We start from the raw sequence: 16051 nt of genomic DNA on the forward strand, positions 1-16051 counted from the left end.
GCGGCAGGACAAGAGTCCGCCCCGCGGGCGGTCAGGCGGCGTGCTTGCCAAAGAAGAGAGGGAGGATGCTGGCTTCCGAGATCCTGGCTTTTGACAGCTCGTCCTGGACGCGCCCGTCGTAGAAGACGTAGGCGCGGTGGGCGAGATTGAGGATCTCGGGGAGGTCGGACGAAACGACGACGACGGCGGCGCCTGCTTCACACAGGCCGCCGATGAAGCGGTAGATCGCGGCGCGAGTGCCGACGTCGACGCCGACGGTCGGCTCGTCGAAGACGTACAGGCTGATCGGCCGGGTCAGGCTGCGCGCCAGCAGCACCTTTTGCTGGTTGCCGCCCGAGAACGCCTGGACGGCCCGGTCGGGGCGCCTGGGGTGAAGCTCCAGCTTGTCGGCGAGGCGCCTGGCCTCGGCGTCCTCCTTCACCCGGTTGATGAAGAAGCCTTTGGCGATCGGCTTAATGTCGAGCGACGCGAAGGTCATGTTCTCGGTGCAGGACCGCATCATCGCGAGCCCTTCGACGCGGCGGTCCGGCGGCATGTAGGAGAAGCCGGCGCGCAGGAGACGGCGCGGGCTCTGGTTGGTGACGTCCTTGCCTTCGAGCGTCACGCTCCCGGCGATCGCGCGCTCGAGCCCGAAGGCGGCCCGCATGATCTCGGATTTGCCCGACCCGACGAGCCCGGCGAGACCGACCAGCTCCCCCGCCCGGACGTCGATGTCGGCTGACTTGACCGAACCCGACGCGGTCGTCAGGCCGCGTATCGACAACACGGTGCGGCCGGGGTTCGCCTTGATGTCCGGGAAGATGCCGCCGACGACGCGGCCGGTCATGAGCCGGACGAGTTCGTCCTGCGTCACGTCCTTGGCGTCGACGGTGGTGACGAACTTGCCGTCGCGCAGCACCGTGATGCGGTCGGCGAGACGCTCGATCTCGCGCATCCGGTGGGTGATGTAGATGATGCCGACGCCCTGGGCCTTGACCTGGTCCACCAGCGCGAACAGCCGGTCGGCCTCGCGGTCGGTCAGGCTTGCGGTGGGCTCGTCAAGGATCAGCACCGAGAGGTCGGAGCGGAAGGCCCGGGCGATCTCGACCATCTGTTGCTCGGCCCGCGTGAGCCGGGACACGATCGCCTTGGGGTTCAGCTCGAAGCCGAGGCGGGCGAGGATGGCGCGGGCCTCCTCCCGCATTTTCCTCTTGGCGAGGAACCCGCCGCGGCGCGTCTCGGAGCCGAGGAACAGGTTCTCCTCGACCGTCATCGAGGGCACGACCGAAAATTCCTGGAACACCGTGGTGACGCCGCGCGAGCGCGCCTCGTGGACCGAGGCGAAGCGCATGAGCTCGCCGCGCATCAGCACGTCCCCGGAGGTGGGCTGGATCGCGCCGGAGATGATCGAGATCATCGTCGACTTGCCGGCCCCGTTCTCGCCGAACAGCACGTGCACTTCGCCCGGGCGCAGATTGAAGTTCATTGCGTCGAGCGCGAGCACGCCCGGATACTGCTTGCTGACGCGCAGAAGCTCGAGCAGCGGCGGTTCGCCGGGCGTTCTGCGGGGGGGCGCATCCGTCATGGTCTTGAGGTCCCTGAGGTCGCGAGACGAACAATGCTGGATCGGACTGCGGAGAGCCGGTCGCCCGTCTCCGGCGCTTGAAGGGGCATGCGGCGTCGGGGCGGCTCGTCCGAACCGGGGGAAGCGCAACCGCGCCGCCCCGACGCCTCCCGAGTTCAGTCGACCGAGAAGGTCGGCCTGAAGCTGGTCGGAGCGAGCGTGGTGCTCATGTCGATCTCGGCGACATTGTCCTTGGTGACGACCTGGATGATCGGGCCGACATGCCTGTGAACGATGTTGCCTTCGACCAGCCGGACGGCCTCGTCGAGCGCGATGCGGCCCTGGATGACCGGCGAGTCGGTCGGCGCCGCGATGATCTGGCCGCGCCGGATGTACTGGTCCACGCCGGGCGTATAGTAGAACGCGATGAGCTTGATCTGCTCGTTCAGGCTCTTCGCCCGCAGGATCGGCACGGCGGCTTCGGCCGTCACCGCGGTGCCCGCGATGTAGTCGAGATCCGGGTGCGCCTGGATCACGTCTTCGACGAGCTTGGCCTGAACTTCCTTGCCCGTGTCGCCGTACTTGACGTCGACGATCTCGACGGCGGTTCCCTTGACCGCTGCGAGGAAGCCGGTGTTGGCGGTCTCGACCCAGCCCGCGCCGGCCGGACCCGGAAGCCAGGCGACCTTCGCCGGCTTGCCGCCGGCCGGGTGCTTCTCGGCGAGATATTTGCCTGCGGTCGCGCCCATGTCGGAGAACGAGACCAGCGACTTGGCGCCGATGTCCGGCGACGAGATGCCGTTGATCACGTCGACGACCGGAATGCCCTTCTTCTTGAGGTCGGCGACGACGTTGTTGAGACCGTCCGACGAGATGCCGCCGATGATGATCGCCTTGGCGCCGCCCGAGGTGCAGTCCTCAATCTGCGAGATCTGCTTGTTGAGCTCGGTGTAGCCGCCCGCTTCGAGCAGTTGCACTTTCACGCCCATGCGCCGGGCTTCGTCGATGACGCCGTAGTCGACGCCGAGCCAATAGGCGTCCTTGAGATGCGGGAACGCCACGCAGATCTTGTGCGGCGCGGCCGCCTTGATCAAAGGCGTGTACTCGACCTGCTTCGGCGGCTTCGACATGTCGAAGGGCGGATCCCAGACGTCGACCTTGAGCGGGAACCAGTCGGCGGCGATCGCGCCGGTGGCTGAGAGGGTGAGCGCTGCGGCGAGGGCGGCGCGGCGGGACGTTCTGGAGGCGATCACGATAGTCTCCCGATAGTGATTGGCGGCACGTGGATGGAGCAGATCACCGAGATGTCGGCCCTATCGGGGCCAGTCGATGTCTTTGTGCGAACGCTGTATGTCGATCGTCGCGACGTTTACTTACGAATACGGAAGACGCGCGTCCTCCCTCGGGGAGCGTGAGATCGCCCCCGTCGCCTGGTTCGGGGAGCCGCCCGAGCTTCCGGGCGGCTCCTGATGTCTGCGATCGCCGGTTAGCCGGTCAGTCGAGGGCGAAGTCCACCGTCAAACCGTCGCCGACCCGGCGGACGTCGACGGCGAGCGAGGTTCCGCACTCCGAACAGATGAACTGGTCGTAGACGAAGCGTTCGTCGAGCTTGAGCAGCGGCCCGAGCTCCTCGCTCGTCGGGTTGCGAAGCGGCACGGATTCCCGCCAGTTGGTCTTGAGCGCGCCGATCTCGGTCGAGCAGTGCAGGCAGCAGACGGCGCCCGCCTTGGTCACGCCGATCGACTCGCCCCACTTGAGCTGGAGGTCGCCGGTCTCGGCCTTCTTCGGGGCGGCGAACTGGTCGCGGCCCTTCGTGGCGGTCGCCTTGCGGAACGCGCGGATTTCCGTCCGAAGCGCGTCCGAGGCGGCGACGTCGATCGTCGCTTCGGCGTTGAAGACTGCGCCATAGACCGCCTTCGCGACATCGGTCTTGCAGCGGCCGTCACGCACGTCCCGCTCGATCATGTCGTAGGGGCGGGTCAGCGGGTCGCCGTAGCCGCCCGGGTTCTGCACGACGTTGTTCACGACGTCGCCCGCCTTCATGATGAAGGTGCTCTTGGCTGGAAGGTCCTCGAGCTTGCCGCCGATGCTGACCATGTCGAGCGCGGCCTTGCCGGCTTTCATGTCCTCGAGCCAGGTGCTTCCGCGCGCGATCGTGTATCCGCACACATTGCCGGGATAGCCGCCCTGGATGCCGACGAGGTCGGGCAGCGACACGCCATGGCTGCAGAAGCTGCCTTGGACCTCGGGCACGTCGTAGCCGGTTGTGGCGTATTCGATGCCGTTGCCGCCGCGGTAGCGGCCGGCGCCGCCGGAGTCCGGCACTTCACGTCGCCAGAGATAGATGATCGGGGACGTCTTCTCATGCAGCTCGACGTCGTTGAAGCCGCCGGAGCCGATGACGAGCGAGCCGCCCGAATCCACGCCGTCGCGCCAGCTGTGGGCGGGACCGCCCCAGCCGAGCGAGTCCATGAACATGATCGCGAACGGCTCTTCGTACTGGTTCACGCCGCCGAACATCGTCAGCAGCCACGAGCCGTCGGGCGGCCCGCAGAGGTAATCGTCGAACTCGGGGTTGAAGGCCATCATGTTGCCGACGCACACCGAGGCGCAGGCGGCGGCGATGAAGTTGGCCGCGACCGAGCCCGCCGAGATCGGGGCCGGAAGCTCCGCGCTCAGCACGGTCTTCTTGCCGTGGATGATGGTGACCGGCGCCATCAGGCCGGCGTTCCAGCCGATCTCCTGACCGAAGGAGCCCATCATCACGGTGCCGACGGCGCCGAGCGTGCCCGTCATCGTTGAGTTGCCCATGCCGATGATGGTCGGGTCGGTGTCGCTGAAGTCGAAGGTCAGCGTATCCGCCTCCTTCGTCATCACGCAGGAGATCTTGTAGAGATTGTTGGCGTGGCCATCGTGATCGAAGTAGCTGACATGGGTGAACACCCCGTCCGGCAGCTCCTTCAGCATCGCCCGCGTCTTGGCTTCGGTGTCGTTGATCAGCTGGTGCGCGGCGGCGGTGAAGGCGCCGGCGCCGTACTGCTCGCAGAGCTCCATCAGCCGGGCCTGCGCGACGCGGTGCGCCGACAGGAAGGCGCTGAAGTCGGAGCCGAGGAAGAACGGGATGCGGGAATTGTAGAGGATGACGTCCCACATGCCCTGGTTCAGCACGCCCTTGTCGACCATGCGCTGCAGCGGGATGCGGAGGCCTTCCTCGTAGCAGCTCGTCGCGTCGGGAACCCAGCCGCCGGGCGCCGCGCCGCCGATGTCGATGACGTGCGCCTGCGCGCCAGTCCAGCCGACCAGCTCGCCCTTGAAGAAGAACGGCGCCACGAACAGACAGTCGTTCTGATGCACGCCGCAGACGAACGGATCATTGGTGATGAAGACGTCGCCGGGATGGATGTCGCCCTTGAACTTCTCCAGCACGAGCTGGATCTGCACGGTCATCGTGAACATCGGGATCATGTAGAATGTCCCGCAGACCGCGATGTCGCCGTTCGCCGTATAGATCGAGAAGTTGAAGTCCGAGCCGTGCACGACGGGCGAGCCCGAGGCGTGCATCAGCGTGCTGGAGCCCTCCTCGTTGATCGACCAGAGGCGGTGGCGGAGAACCTCGAAGGTGATCGGGTCGATCGGGTCGGACGGACCCGGCTCTTTGCGGTTGTTGCTGGTCTTGAGGTTGAAGGGCGGGTGATTGGCCTTGACGGTCACATCCATGGATGCCTCCTCAGCTCGTCTTGATGATGATGTTCAGGAAGCGATCGACGGTCGCCTGTTGGTTGGGGCCGACGACCATCGTGGTGTCGTCGAGCTCGACGATCGCGGGCCCCGGGATGAGGGCGCCGGCCTTGACCGCGCGCTCGTCGTAGATCGCCGCGTCGTGCCACTCGCCGGCCTCGTAGAGCGGCCTTACGCCGGTCGGGACCATGATGGCGTCCCCGACGGCGACCTCGCCGCTCTGCTCGATGCGATCGAGCTTCGAGACCGCGACCAGACGGAAGGCGGACATATCGATGCCGGCCGACCGGAAGCTGGAGCCGGTGCCGAACCGCGCTTCGTAGGAGTCGATGAAGTGATCGACCAGCGCGTCGACGTCCGGCGCGGTCAGCGGAAACGTCTGCAGATCGACCGAGAGGTCGAAGATCTGGGGACGGAACCGCATGTCGACATAGCGTTCGAACTTGACGGTCTCGACCGGCACGCCCTGCGCCGAAAGCTCGACCATCGCCTCGTCCTGGAGCCCCTGGAAGATCGCGTTGATGTCCTCCGCCTTCATGAATTTGGAGAACTCCTCCGAGCCCGGCGGCGAGATGATCGACTGCGAGGTCTCCTTGGTGACCACGAGGTCGGAGATCAGGATGCCGTGCGCCGAGAGCACCGAGGCCGTGCGCGGCACGATCACGCTCTTCACCCCGAGATCGGCGCCGTAGCTGTAGGAGTGCGTCGGACCGGCGCCGCCGAAGGCGACCAGCACGAAGTCGCGGGGGTCGTAGCCGCGGTGGACGGTGGCCTGGCGCACGAGGTCGGCCATGTGGCTGTCGACGATGCGCTTGATGCCGGAGGCCGCCTCCTCGACGCTGATGCCGAGGGGCTTTGCGATCTTCTCCTCGATCGCGGCGCGGGCGAGATCGGCGCGCAGCTTCATGCGGCCGCCCAGGAAGTTGTCGGGGTTCACCACGCCGAGCACGACGTCGGCGTCGGTGACGGTCGGCTCCGTGCCGCCGGCGCCGTAGCAGACCGGGCCTGGCACCGCGCCTGCGCTCTCCGGGCCGACGCGCAGCCGGCCGTTCTCGACGAAGGCGATGCTGCCGCCGCCGGCGCCGATCGTGTCGACCGTGACGGAGGGCACCGCGAGCGGCTGGCGCTCCATGAAGGTCTCGCGCTGGATCAGCGGCCGGCCGTCGACGATCAGGCCGACGTCGAAGCTGGTCCCGCCCATGTCGGTCGAGATCACGTTGCCTGAACCGACCATCTGACCGACCAGCTGGGCGCCGACGACGCCGCCGACGGGGCCGGACAGCAGGATGCCGACCGCCTCGTCCGCCGCCTTGCCGGCCGCCATCACGCCGCCGTTCGAGCGCATCAGCAGCGGCTCATGCGGCAGACCGGCCTGACGCATCGCGGCGTCGAGCGAGGTCATCGCCTTTTTGACCTTGGGGCCCAGGAAGGCGTTCAGCACGGCGGTCTGGGAGCGGGCGTATTCGCCGAGACGCGGAAGGATGTCGCTCGACAGCGTCACGAACGTCTCGGGCGCTTCCTCGAGGATGATCTCCTTGATGCGGCGCTCGTGGTCGGGGAACTTGAACGACCAGAGCAGCGACACCGCGATCGCTTCCGCGCCGGCGTCGAGCAAGCTCCTGACCGCCGCCCGCGCGGCGACCTCGTCGAGCTTGAGAATCGCGTCGCCCTTGTAGTCGACCCGCTCGGGAACCTCACGGATCATGTTCCGGTCAAGGAACGGCTTCGGCTTGATGAGCTTTCGGAAGTTCTTGCGCGCGGCCTCGTCGAGGCCGGTCGACTTGTAGGCCTTCATGATGAAGAGGGTGTCGCCGAAGCCCTGCGTGTGGATCACGCCGACCTTGGCGCCGTTGCGCGTCAGGACCGAATTCGTCGCGATCGTGGTGCCGTGCGAGAACAGCCTCATCTTGCCGAGGAAGTCCTCGAGGCTCATGCCGCGCTCGGCGGCCGCCAGCTCGAACGTGGCGAGCACGCCCTTCACCGGGTCGCTCGGAACCGTGCTGGATTTGTAGCGGGTCAGCGTTCCCGCGCCGTCCAGCACGGTCGTGTCGGTGAACGTTCCGCCGATGTCGGACGAAGCATAGAACTGCAGCATTCGTGTAGTCCCCCTACGCAAAGGCGACTTCGGCTCGACATTCGCCAAGACAAGGCGATCCCGATCCTCGCCCGCTCATCGCAGTCGAAGTTGAAGAAGACGTGCTCGACGAATAAACCTTGCGGCCTCGCCGTGTTTTCGATTGGAAAAGCGTACTCTCGGGAAACTTTTTTTCCAACAACGAACCTTCGACGGCGGCGCTTGTATTTTATGCTGCCGCTTTTCGTGTCAGAGTCATTGCAAACAAGGCGGTGAATGGCCTCGACTGCACGAAAGTTACAATTGTTTGTCTATGCCTTGACCCAGACGACCGGAAAGCCTCGCCTTGTGACGAATGTTGAGAAATGAGGGATCATCGGGTGGTCGGGGCCGCCTCGGCGTTCCCGTCGACGGTCCATGAGGCCGGAATTTTGAGATTGCATCGTGAGGCCGGCGCCACCTGCGCGATCCGCCTAATTTTCTCGACCCGGCCCACCTCCGGGCGCCTTGCGATTATGCTGCGCAAACTCGCGTCGGCTTAGTGATTATAATCGATGCAGGCCGCCGCCACCAAATAACCTAATCAAAATACTAAACGGCCGCGACTTGTAGCGGGCCGGGCCTCCCGCAAAGCGGCGTCGGACGAAGAACTGCAACCTAAGGTGGGCCTTGGAAACAGCGGGCGGTGGGGATCTGCAGCGATTCTCGGTCGGCGCGGCCGCGCACCCGTTCGAATGTGGCCGTCGCAAGCGGTGGGCCGGTTAGGGCCGCCGCGTTGATCGGAAACGCGGAGGTCGAACCGCTATCAGGCGACAGCCGGCAGGGAGAGGTTTCTGATTAGGTCTAAACAGACGTTTAGCTTACGCGGGCAGGCTGTGACGACGCTGACTACGCGTCTATCCCGCCGCTCTCAAGGCTTGCACCAAGGCGCAGCATGAAGCTGCCGGCGTCGTAGGGCGCCAGGGCGACACCGAGTTCACGGTGCTCGCCGACGAAACGCGCGCGACGTCCAGCTCAAGGTCAACGTGATCAAGAACAAGAAGCTGCCGGGCGTTCGCGTCGAGAAGCCGGACTCGATCGTCGCGGTCGGCATGGACCTGCCGCTCGATCAAGTAGTCTACAACGCCGCCGACAACCTGAAGCGCTTTGCCTCTGAACGGCGCTGCGCCTGAAAGGCCGTCCCCGACGTCCTCGAGGACTGCGAGCGTTTCCCGCAGTCGAGAAAGCGGCGGGCGGAAGGGGCCCCTGGCGGCGCCCGATCGATCCGTCACACGCGGGATTTCGCCAGCATCATGTGGATGCCCTTGTTGCCGTCGACCAGCTGCGTGACGCGCAGATCTCCGGCGAGCGAGCACAGCATGTAGGCCTCGTTGCGGGTGAGGTTCGAGCGCAGGCAGACATGCCTCACCATTTCGCGGACGGCCTGCTTGGCCGCGTCGTCGAGATCCTCGTCGAGGCCGATCGACATCAGGTGCGTCTCGCTCTCGGCGAAGGGGAAGTCGATCGCCATGTCCTTGCGGACGGTCAGGCGGAAACTCCCCTCGATGCCCATCTCGAGCGCGGTGATGCAGACCTCTCCGTCGCCCTGCACGCCGTGGCCGTCGCCCGCGAAGAACAGGGCGCCCTCGTTGAAGACCGGCAGGTAGAGCGTCACGCCGGGCTTCAGCTCCTTGTTGTCCATATTGCCGCCGAAGGCGCGCGGCACCGGCGAGCCGCAACGGCCCCAGGCCGGCGGCGGCGCCACGCCCATGATGCCGAAGAACGGATCGAGCTCGATGTCGACGCCCCAAGGCATCGTGCAGACGTTCTTGCCGGCGTCGATGTTCGGATGGATCGTCTCGTAGTCGGTGAACTCGTCCGGCAGCGTGCCGAGCAAAGGCAGGATCGCGACGAAGCCCCAATCCATGGTGGCCTTGGCCTCCAGGATGTCGACCTGCAGCGTGTCGCCGGGCTCGGCGCCCTCGACATAGATCGGCCCGGTGATGAAGTGCGGGCCTCCGACCTGCTGCAGCGTGTCGAGCGCCGCCATGTAGTCGGCCGGCACGCGCGAGCGGTCGGGCGGCAGGCATTCCTTGCCGCCGGCCGGGAAGGAGGTCAGCGTGACCGTGTCGCCCGAGGCGATCCGCGCGACGGGCTTCAGCGCGGAGTCGAGATAGCCCCAGACCATATTTTCGGGCGTGGACGGGATCGTGTGGTGACGGGCCATGGGCGTGCTCGTTTTCGGGTTGCTCAGACGGACATGAATTTGGAAAGCCGCTCGCGGCTCATTTCGGCGCGCTCGCCCCGATCGACGACCTGGCCGCGCGACAGAACGACGAAGCGGTCCGCGACCGCGGTCGCGAAATCGAGATACTGCTCGACCAGCAGGATCGAGAGCCGGCCCTTGAGGCCGGTCAGCACGGTCTCGATGAGCTGGACGATCGAGGGCTGCACCCCCTCCGTCGGCTCGTCGAGAACCAGCAGCGAAGGCTTGGTGACCAGGGCGCGGGCGATGGCGAGCTGCTGCTGCTGGCCGCCCGACAACGCGCCGCCGCGCCGGCCGGCCATGTCGCGCAGCACGGGGAAAAGGCCGTAGACCTCCTCGAAGGCGGCCTCGTCCGACGGGCCGTGCGGCCGGGCGGCGGCCACGAGGTTCTCGCGCACGGTAAGCTCAGCGAAGATCTCGCGGCCCTGCGGCACGTAAGCGAGGCCGGCGCGGGAGCGGCGGTGGTTCGGCGCGCGCGCCATGTCGACGCCGTCCAGCTCGATCGAGCCGCGCGTGACCGGCAGCACGCCGGCGAGACATTTGAGCAGGGTCGACTTGCCCGCGCCGTTGCGGCCGAGGACGGCGAGGCACTGGCCGGGCGGGACCTCGAAGGCGACCTGCCGCAGCGCCTGGGCGCTTCCGTAGTGCTGGTCGAGATCCCGGACGGCGAGCTTCATCGGGATCACCGGCCGAGATAGACGGCGACGACGCGCTCGTCGGCGCGGGCGCGGGCCATCGAACCCTCGAACAGCGTCCGCCCCTCATGCAGCACGGTGACGCGGTCGGCGATCGTCTCGACGAAATCCATGTCGTGCTCGACGACGACGATGGCGCGCTCCGGCGTCCTCAGCGCGCGCACAAGCGCGACGGTGCGCTCGGTCTCCTCGTCGGTGAGGCCCGCGACGGGCTCGTCGAGCATTAGGACCTTCGGCTCCGAGACCACCACCATCGCGATCTCGAGCCACTGCTTCTGGCCGTGGGCGAGTTCGCCGGCGAGGCGGCCCGCCTCGGCCGCGAGGCCGACCGTCTCGAGCGTCGCGGCGACGCGCGCCCGGTCGGCGGCGTCCGGCGCCCGCCCCAGGCCGATCTCGACATTGTCGCGCACCGTCAACGCCTCGAAGACGCTGGGCTTCTGAAACTTGCGGCGTACGCCCGAGCGCGCGATCGCGGCTTCGCTCGCGCGCGTCAGCTCGATCTTTTCGTCGAACAGCACGCGGCCGGACTTGGCCCGGCTGACGCCCGAGATGACGTCGAGCAGGGTGGTCTTGCCGGCCCCGTTGGGGCCGATCACGGCGCGCACCTCGCCATAATCGATCGCAAGCGACAGGTCGTCGATCGCGCGGAAGCGCCCGAACTCGACGGTCAGCCCCTCGACCAGCACCGCGACCGTCATGGCGTAGCGCCTCGCGTGCGGAGCGCGTCGGCGCGGGAGATCAGGGCCGGCCGCTGCGTGCCGAGGTCGAGCAGGCCGTTCGGGAAGATGAGCGCGACGAGGATGACGAGCCCCGCCAGCACGAAGGGCCAGAGCTCCGGCATGCTGGCGGACAGAGTGAACTTGATCGCGTTGACGAGCACGGCGCCGATCACCGCGCCGACAAGGCGGCCGCGCCCGCCGATCGCGCACCAGACCGCGATCTCGAGCGAGAGCTCCGGCGACAGCACCCGCGGATTGATGATGCCGACCTGCGGCACGTAGAGCAGGCCCGCGAGCGCGGCGAGCGCCGCGGACAGGCACCAGACGCCGAGCTTCAGCCGCAGCGTCTCGTAGCCGAGCGAGCGGAGCCGCACCTCGTCGTCGCGCGTCGCGACCAGAAGGCGTCCGAACCGGCCGATCATCAGCAGGCGGGAGCCGACCAACGCGGCGGCGAGCGTCACGAGCGCGACGACCGCGAGCGCCTTCGCGACGCCCGGCGCCTGGAAGGGGACCCCGAAGATCGTCTGGAATCCCGTCATGCCGTTGTTGCCGCCGAAGCCGGTGTCGTTGCGGAACATCAGCAGCATGGCGACGTAGACGAGGGCCTGGGTGATGATCGCGAAATAGACCCCGCTCACCCGCGAGCGGAACGACGCCCAGCCGAACAGAAAGGCGACGGCCAGGGAGACGCCGAACGCGGCGGCCAGCGCGACGGGAAAGCTCCCGAGCGGCGCCCACCAGGCCGGCAGCGCCTTCCAGCCCATGAACTGCACGATGTCGGGCGTGACGCCCGTGGTCGCGACCGAATGCTCGAGCAGGTGCATGCCGGCGACGTAGCCGCCGATCGCGAAGAACAGGCCGTGGCCAAGGCTGAGGATGCCGGCGTAGCCCCAGATCAGGTCGAGCGAGAGCGCAAGCAGCGCGAAGCAGGCGAGTTGGCCGACGGCGTTGACCCGGTAGCCCGAGAGCCCCGGCCAGGCGGCGACGAGAAGCGCCGCCAGCGCGACGGCCGCCGCCACGGCCACGAAGAGGCGGTCCGCCAGCGCCCGGCGAAGGAGCGAATCCTCGGCCCTCATCTGCGGCGGCCCTTCACGGCGTAGAGACCCTCGGGACGCCACTGCAGGAAGGCGATGATCATCAGAAGCACGATGACCTTGGCGGCGACCGCGCCGTAGAGCGGTTCGATCAGCACGTTGATCTGGCCGACGCCGAGCGAGGCGATCACCGTGCCGGCGAGCGTGCCGACGCCGCCGAGCACCACGACCATGAAGCTGTCGACGATGAAGTTCGATCCCATCTGCGGGTTCACGCTGTAAATTGGGCAGAGCGCGAGGCCGGCGAGGCCGGCGAGGCCGGAGCCCAGCCCGAACGCCATCATGTCGACCTGCCGCGTCGCGATGCCGACGCAGCCCGCCATGGCGCGGTTCTGCGTGACGGCGCGGATGTTCAGCCCAAGCGGCGTGCGCTTCAGCACGAGCCATGTCAGCGCGAGCGTGAAGCCTGAGAAGACGATCGCGAACAGGCGGTTCCAGGTGACGATGAAGTCGCCCGTCAGCAGCCGGCCGCCCGACATCCAGGACGGGGTCACGAATTGCAGATTCTGCGTCCCGACGCCGACGCGCACCAGGTTCACGATCAGCAGGCTGACGGCCCAGGTGGCGAGCAGCGTCATCAGCGGGCGGGTGTAGAGACGCCTGACCAGCGTCGCCTCGAGCACGACCCCGACGCCGGCGGTCGTGAGGAAGACGATCGGGATCGCGACGATCAGATATGCGTCGAGCAGGCCGGGCGCCGCCGCCCGCAACGCCTCCTGCACGGCGTAGGTGACGTAGGCGCCGATCATGATGAACTCGCCCTGGGCGAGGTTGATGACCCCCATCAGGCCGAAGATGATCGCAAGCCCTGCCGAGGCCATGAACAGGATCGAGGCGAAGGACAGCCCGTTGTAGAGCGTGTTGAGCGCGTTCGAGAGGGCGAGCCGCCGCTCGATCGAGGCGACGCCCGCGTCCACCGCGGCCTTGAAGCCCCGATCCTTGCCGTAGGCCGGATCGGCTTTGAGGCCGGCGATCTGCGTCAGCGAGCGCCGGTCGGCGGTCGCTGCGATGCGCTCGACGGCGGCGACGCGTTTCGCGATGTCGGGCGAGTTGAGCAGCGCCGCCTGGCGGACGGCGGCGATCCGCTCCTTCAGCCCGGCGTCGGTCTCGGTCTCCGCGGCGCGTTCGAAGAGTTCGGGCGGCAGAGCGCCGGCGCGGCGCTCCAGCACGCCAAGCGCCGCGCCGCGCTCGCCCGCCGTCGCTCCGGAGAGGAGCGTCGCGGCCGCGCGGGCCGTCTCGAAAAGCGGGCGGTTCTTGAGGCTGAGCACCGGCGCGGCGCCGTCCCCGGACGCGCCCGGCTGGAGCGTCGCGGCGTTCACCGAGCCCCGCGGGGTCTCGATCGCGGCGCCGCCCGCGCCGCATTTGAGGGCTCGGTCGATCGCCGCGCCCGTGAGCGTAGCCGCCCAGGCGGCGTCCTCCCTCGAGGCCGCCGGCAGCCCGACGACGAGGGCGTTCGCCGCCTCAGTCATGCCGGTCGCGCCGGCGCAAGCCTCGCCCGCGATCGCCGCACGGTCGAACGCGGCCGCCGGCACGCCCGCCAGGACGGCCGCGAACAGACCGGCGAGGCATGCGCGCGCCAATGTCGCCCTGAGCGTCAGTACTGGCTCATCGGGACGGGCTTCGGCGTGTCCGGGGATTGCCAGAGCACGTCGAAGCCCTGCTTCTCGTTGACCGAGCCGATGAACACGCCGCGCGAGACATAGTTGTTCTCGGTCGTCATCGCGATCTTGTAGCCTGAAGGGCAGTCGAAGCTGATCCCGCCGAACGCCTTCTGCACCTCGGGCACGTCGAAGGAGCCCGCCTTTTTCGCCGCCATCGCCCAGAGGTGGACCGCGTCGTAGGTCGAGACCATCGGATCGATCGCGACGTCGGGGCGGAAGGGGACCTTCTCCTTGCCCACGTAGTCGGCCCAGGACGCCAGGAATTTCTTGTTCGCCTCGCCCTTGGCCTCCTGAAGATAGGCCCAGCAGTTGAGGTGGCCGACGAGCTTGGAGGTGTCGAGGCCTTCGAGGTCGGCCTCCACCATGTCGAGGCCGAGAACGGGGACGTCGGATGAAGAGATCCCCTGGTTCGCGAATTCGCGCATGAAGTCCGGGATCGAGGAGCCGACGACCGTCAGCACCACGACGCACTTTCCGCCCGGCGCGTCGGCGAAGGCGCGCACCTGGTTCACCAGAGTCTGGAAGTTCGAGAAGGAGAACGGTACGTACTCCTCCTTCCACGCGCTCTCGTCGAGGCCCTTGCTCTTCCAGTATCCCTTGAGCTGCTTGTTGATGGTGCGCGGCCAGACGTAGTCCGAGCCGATCATGAAGAAGCGCTTCGCGTCCACGCCGTCCGGGCCCATCAGGTAATCCACCGCCGGCAGCACGGAGCTCGCGGGGGGCGAATTCACGTAGACGACGTTCTTGGAGTTTTCGTCGCCCTCGAAATGGAGCGGATAGAACAGCAGCCCGCCGTTCTGTTCGACCACCGGAAGCACGGATTTGCGGGAGACCGAGGTCCAGCAGCCGAACAGCGCCGCGACCTTGGTCTCGGAGAGCATCTGGCGGCCGACCTGCGCGTAGAGCGGCCAATCGGAGGCGGGGTCGGAGGTCACCACCTCGATGGTCGACCCGTTGACGCCGCCGGCGGCGTTGATCTCCTCGGCCGCCATTTTGGCCACGAAGTTCAAGCGACCCTCGAGGTTCGCCATCGTGCCGGAGGAGGAGAACAGGCAGCCGAGCTTCACGGCGCCGGCCGCGCGAGCGGACCGGATCAGAGGCGGGGCCGCAAGGGGAACGGCGGCGGCGGCGGCCGTGGTCTTCAAGAAGCTTCTGCGGTCGAACCTGCGCATCGCCATAGACCTTCGGAGGATTTCGTCCTCGAAGCTGACGTCCCGCCCCGCAACCGGGCAAGGTCAAATAAGCGCGCGCCAAGCGTCTCGTTTGGGCGCCGTCAGGCCTCGCTCTCGGGTCATGTCATTATTGACAATGCGCTGCGGAGGTCGCGGGCTTCGCGCTGCGGGCGGCAGACGGAAGAACCCTTGAATATTGCGCCTTCCGGGCCCCCGGAGGGCCGCGACGCTGCGGCGTTCGGCACGATTGCCAAGCCGGGGGCGGTCGCTCAGCCTGCACTCAGTTTAGGCATGCCCGAAGAGTGGGCTTGGGACAGCGAGAGGTTCGCACGATGCCTGCGCGCCGACTGACTGACGAAGAGATCGCCGTTTTGTTGGAAGAGGTCGCCAGGGGGGCCTCGATGGAGACCGTGTGCGTCGACGCCCATGTCTCGGTCCGCACGTTTTATCGGTGGAAGCGCCAATTCGAAGGCCTCACGCCCTCGGGCGTACGTCACCTCAGGGCGCTCCGTCAGGAAAACAGCGAGCTGCGCCGGGTTCTGGCCGAGCTTTCCGCACGGCCGGCGGGCGGAGCCCGCCTTCCGGCGACCCACCGGCGCCGCCCGGCGCGGAACGCCGGCCAGCGGGAGATGTGCGGCGTCAGCGTCGGACGCTTTGCGACCGTCAGGCTCGTGTAGGTCCTTTTTCGCTCGACGGAGCCGTTAGGTCGGTCTGCCGATCTTCGACCGGCACGTGCTGACGCCGAGCAGCGTGTACATGGGACATGAGCCGATCAACGCGGTCGCAGCCAAGACCGCGGCGACCGCATAAGCCGCATAGGCGTAAGGACCGGCCAGCTGGACGTAGGCGAATGCGGCCAGCGCGACCGCGACGAGCGCGCGGAGCGCGCGATCGACGCCGCCGACGTTTCCCTTTCGAAACTCCGACATTTCAGATCTCCCTGCGCCCATCGGCGACAGTGAAGCTTGACCGATCCGTTCGCTGACGCCTTGAGCGAGATCAAGAGCGGATAGTCGATCTCCGCCTGAGGCGCCGAACAGACCGACATTCTCGTCGACGTGGTTCGCCGCCGGACGGTTCAGTACGCCGAGCCGCATGCGAGGAGGGCGG

General features: G+C 67.3%; 13 protein-coding genes. 2 read left to right on the top strand and 11 right to left on the bottom strand.

Features of this window, described 5'->3' with window-relative positions:
* Positions 1-31: 31 nt before the first annotated feature.
* The 4 genes from ACO2RJ_RS19890 to ACO2RJ_RS19905 form a co-directional block, all read right to left on the bottom strand.
* The gene (locus ACO2RJ_RS19890) at positions 32-1564 is read right to left on the bottom strand and encodes a sugar ABC transporter ATP-binding protein (protein ID WP_423269918.1); all 1533 of its coding nucleotides are present in this window, start codon (positions 1562-1564) and stop codon (positions 32-34) included.
* Between the two features lie 155 nt (positions 1565-1719).
* A complete protein-coding gene (gene torT / locus ACO2RJ_RS19895) occupies positions 1720-2796 on the bottom strand; it encodes a TMAO reductase system periplasmic protein TorT (protein WP_423269919.1) in 1077 nt (358 codons plus the stop codon).
* A 241-nt stretch (positions 2797-3037) separates the two neighbouring features.
* Positions 3038-5260, bottom strand: a complete 2223-nt coding sequence (locus tag ACO2RJ_RS19900) for a hydantoinase B/oxoprolinase family protein (protein ID WP_423269920.1) — start codon at positions 5258-5260, stop codon at positions 3038-3040.
* Between the two features lie 10 nt (positions 5261-5270).
* Entirely contained in the window at positions 5271-7376 is a 2106-nt protein-coding gene (locus tag ACO2RJ_RS19905; protein ID WP_423269921.1) for a hydantoinase/oxoprolinase family protein, read from the bottom strand.
* Positions 7377-8380: 1004 nt separating this feature from the next.
* Between ACO2RJ_RS19905 and ACO2RJ_RS19910 the strand changes: the two genes are divergently transcribed.
* Complete coding sequence (locus ACO2RJ_RS19910) at positions 8381-8527, top strand: hypothetical protein (RefSeq protein WP_423269922.1); 147 nt, start codon at positions 8381-8383, stop codon at positions 8525-8527.
* A 95-nt stretch (positions 8528-8622) separates the two neighbouring features.
* Here the strand turns inward: ACO2RJ_RS19910 and ACO2RJ_RS19915 are convergent, their stop codons facing one another.
* The 6 genes from ACO2RJ_RS19915 to ACO2RJ_RS19940 are packed head-to-tail and all read right to left on the bottom strand — an operon-like array spanning position 8623 to position 14941.
* Entirely contained in the window at positions 8623-9561 is a 939-nt protein-coding gene (locus ACO2RJ_RS19915) for an acetamidase/formamidase family protein (RefSeq protein WP_423269923.1), read from the bottom strand.
* A gap of 23 nt (positions 9562-9584) precedes the next feature.
* On the bottom strand, positions 9585-10277 hold the full coding sequence (gene urtE / locus ACO2RJ_RS19920) for an urea ABC transporter ATP-binding subunit UrtE (protein ID WP_423269924.1): 693 nt from the start codon (positions 10275-10277) through the stop codon (positions 9585-9587).
* Positions 10278-10282: 5 nt separating this feature from the next.
* Positions 10283-10993: an ABC transporter ATP-binding protein gene (locus tag ACO2RJ_RS19925; RefSeq protein WP_423269925.1), complete on the bottom strand. Its 711-nt coding sequence runs from the start codon at positions 10991-10993 to the stop codon at positions 10283-10285.
* Positions 10990-12090, bottom strand: a complete 1101-nt coding sequence (urtC, locus tag ACO2RJ_RS19930) for an urea ABC transporter permease subunit UrtC (protein WP_423269926.1) — start codon at positions 12088-12090, stop codon at positions 10990-10992. Before urtC ends, ACO2RJ_RS19925 begins: the two co-directional genes overlap by 4 nt.
* Positions 12087-13688, bottom strand: a complete 1602-nt coding sequence (gene urtB, locus ACO2RJ_RS19935) for an urea ABC transporter permease subunit UrtB (RefSeq protein ID WP_423269927.1) — start codon at positions 13686-13688, stop codon at positions 12087-12089. The genes urtC and urtB overlap by 4 nt, the downstream gene beginning before the upstream one ends.
* Before the next feature lie 14 nt (positions 13689-13702).
* Positions 13703-14941 carry a transporter substrate-binding protein gene (locus ACO2RJ_RS19940; RefSeq protein ID WP_423269928.1) on the bottom strand — a complete coding sequence of 413 codons (1239 nt, stop codon included), beginning with the start codon at positions 14939-14941 and terminating at the stop codon, positions 13703-13705.
* Positions 14942-15273: 332 nt separating this feature from the next.
* On the opposite strand from ACO2RJ_RS19940, the gene ACO2RJ_RS19945 reads away from it, so the two are divergent.
* Positions 15274-15618 (top strand): transposase, encoded by a 345-nt coding sequence (locus tag ACO2RJ_RS19945; RefSeq protein ID WP_423269929.1) that lies wholly within the window; start codon positions 15274-15276, stop codon positions 15616-15618.
* A 24-nt stretch (positions 15619-15642) separates the two neighbouring features.
* Here ACO2RJ_RS19945 and ACO2RJ_RS19950 read toward each other — a convergent pair whose 3' ends face one another.
* Positions 15643-15870 carry a YgaP-like transmembrane domain gene (locus ACO2RJ_RS19950; protein ID WP_423269930.1) on the bottom strand — a complete coding sequence of 76 codons (228 nt, stop codon included), beginning with the start codon at positions 15868-15870 and terminating at the stop codon, positions 15643-15645.
* Positions 15871-16051: the final 181 nt, after the last annotated feature.

The sequence above is a fragment of the Hansschlegelia sp. KR7-227 genome (assembly GCF_049446035.1).
In the GTDB taxonomy this organism is placed as follows: Bacteria; Pseudomonadota; Alphaproteobacteria; order Rhizobiales; family Methylopilaceae; genus Methylopila.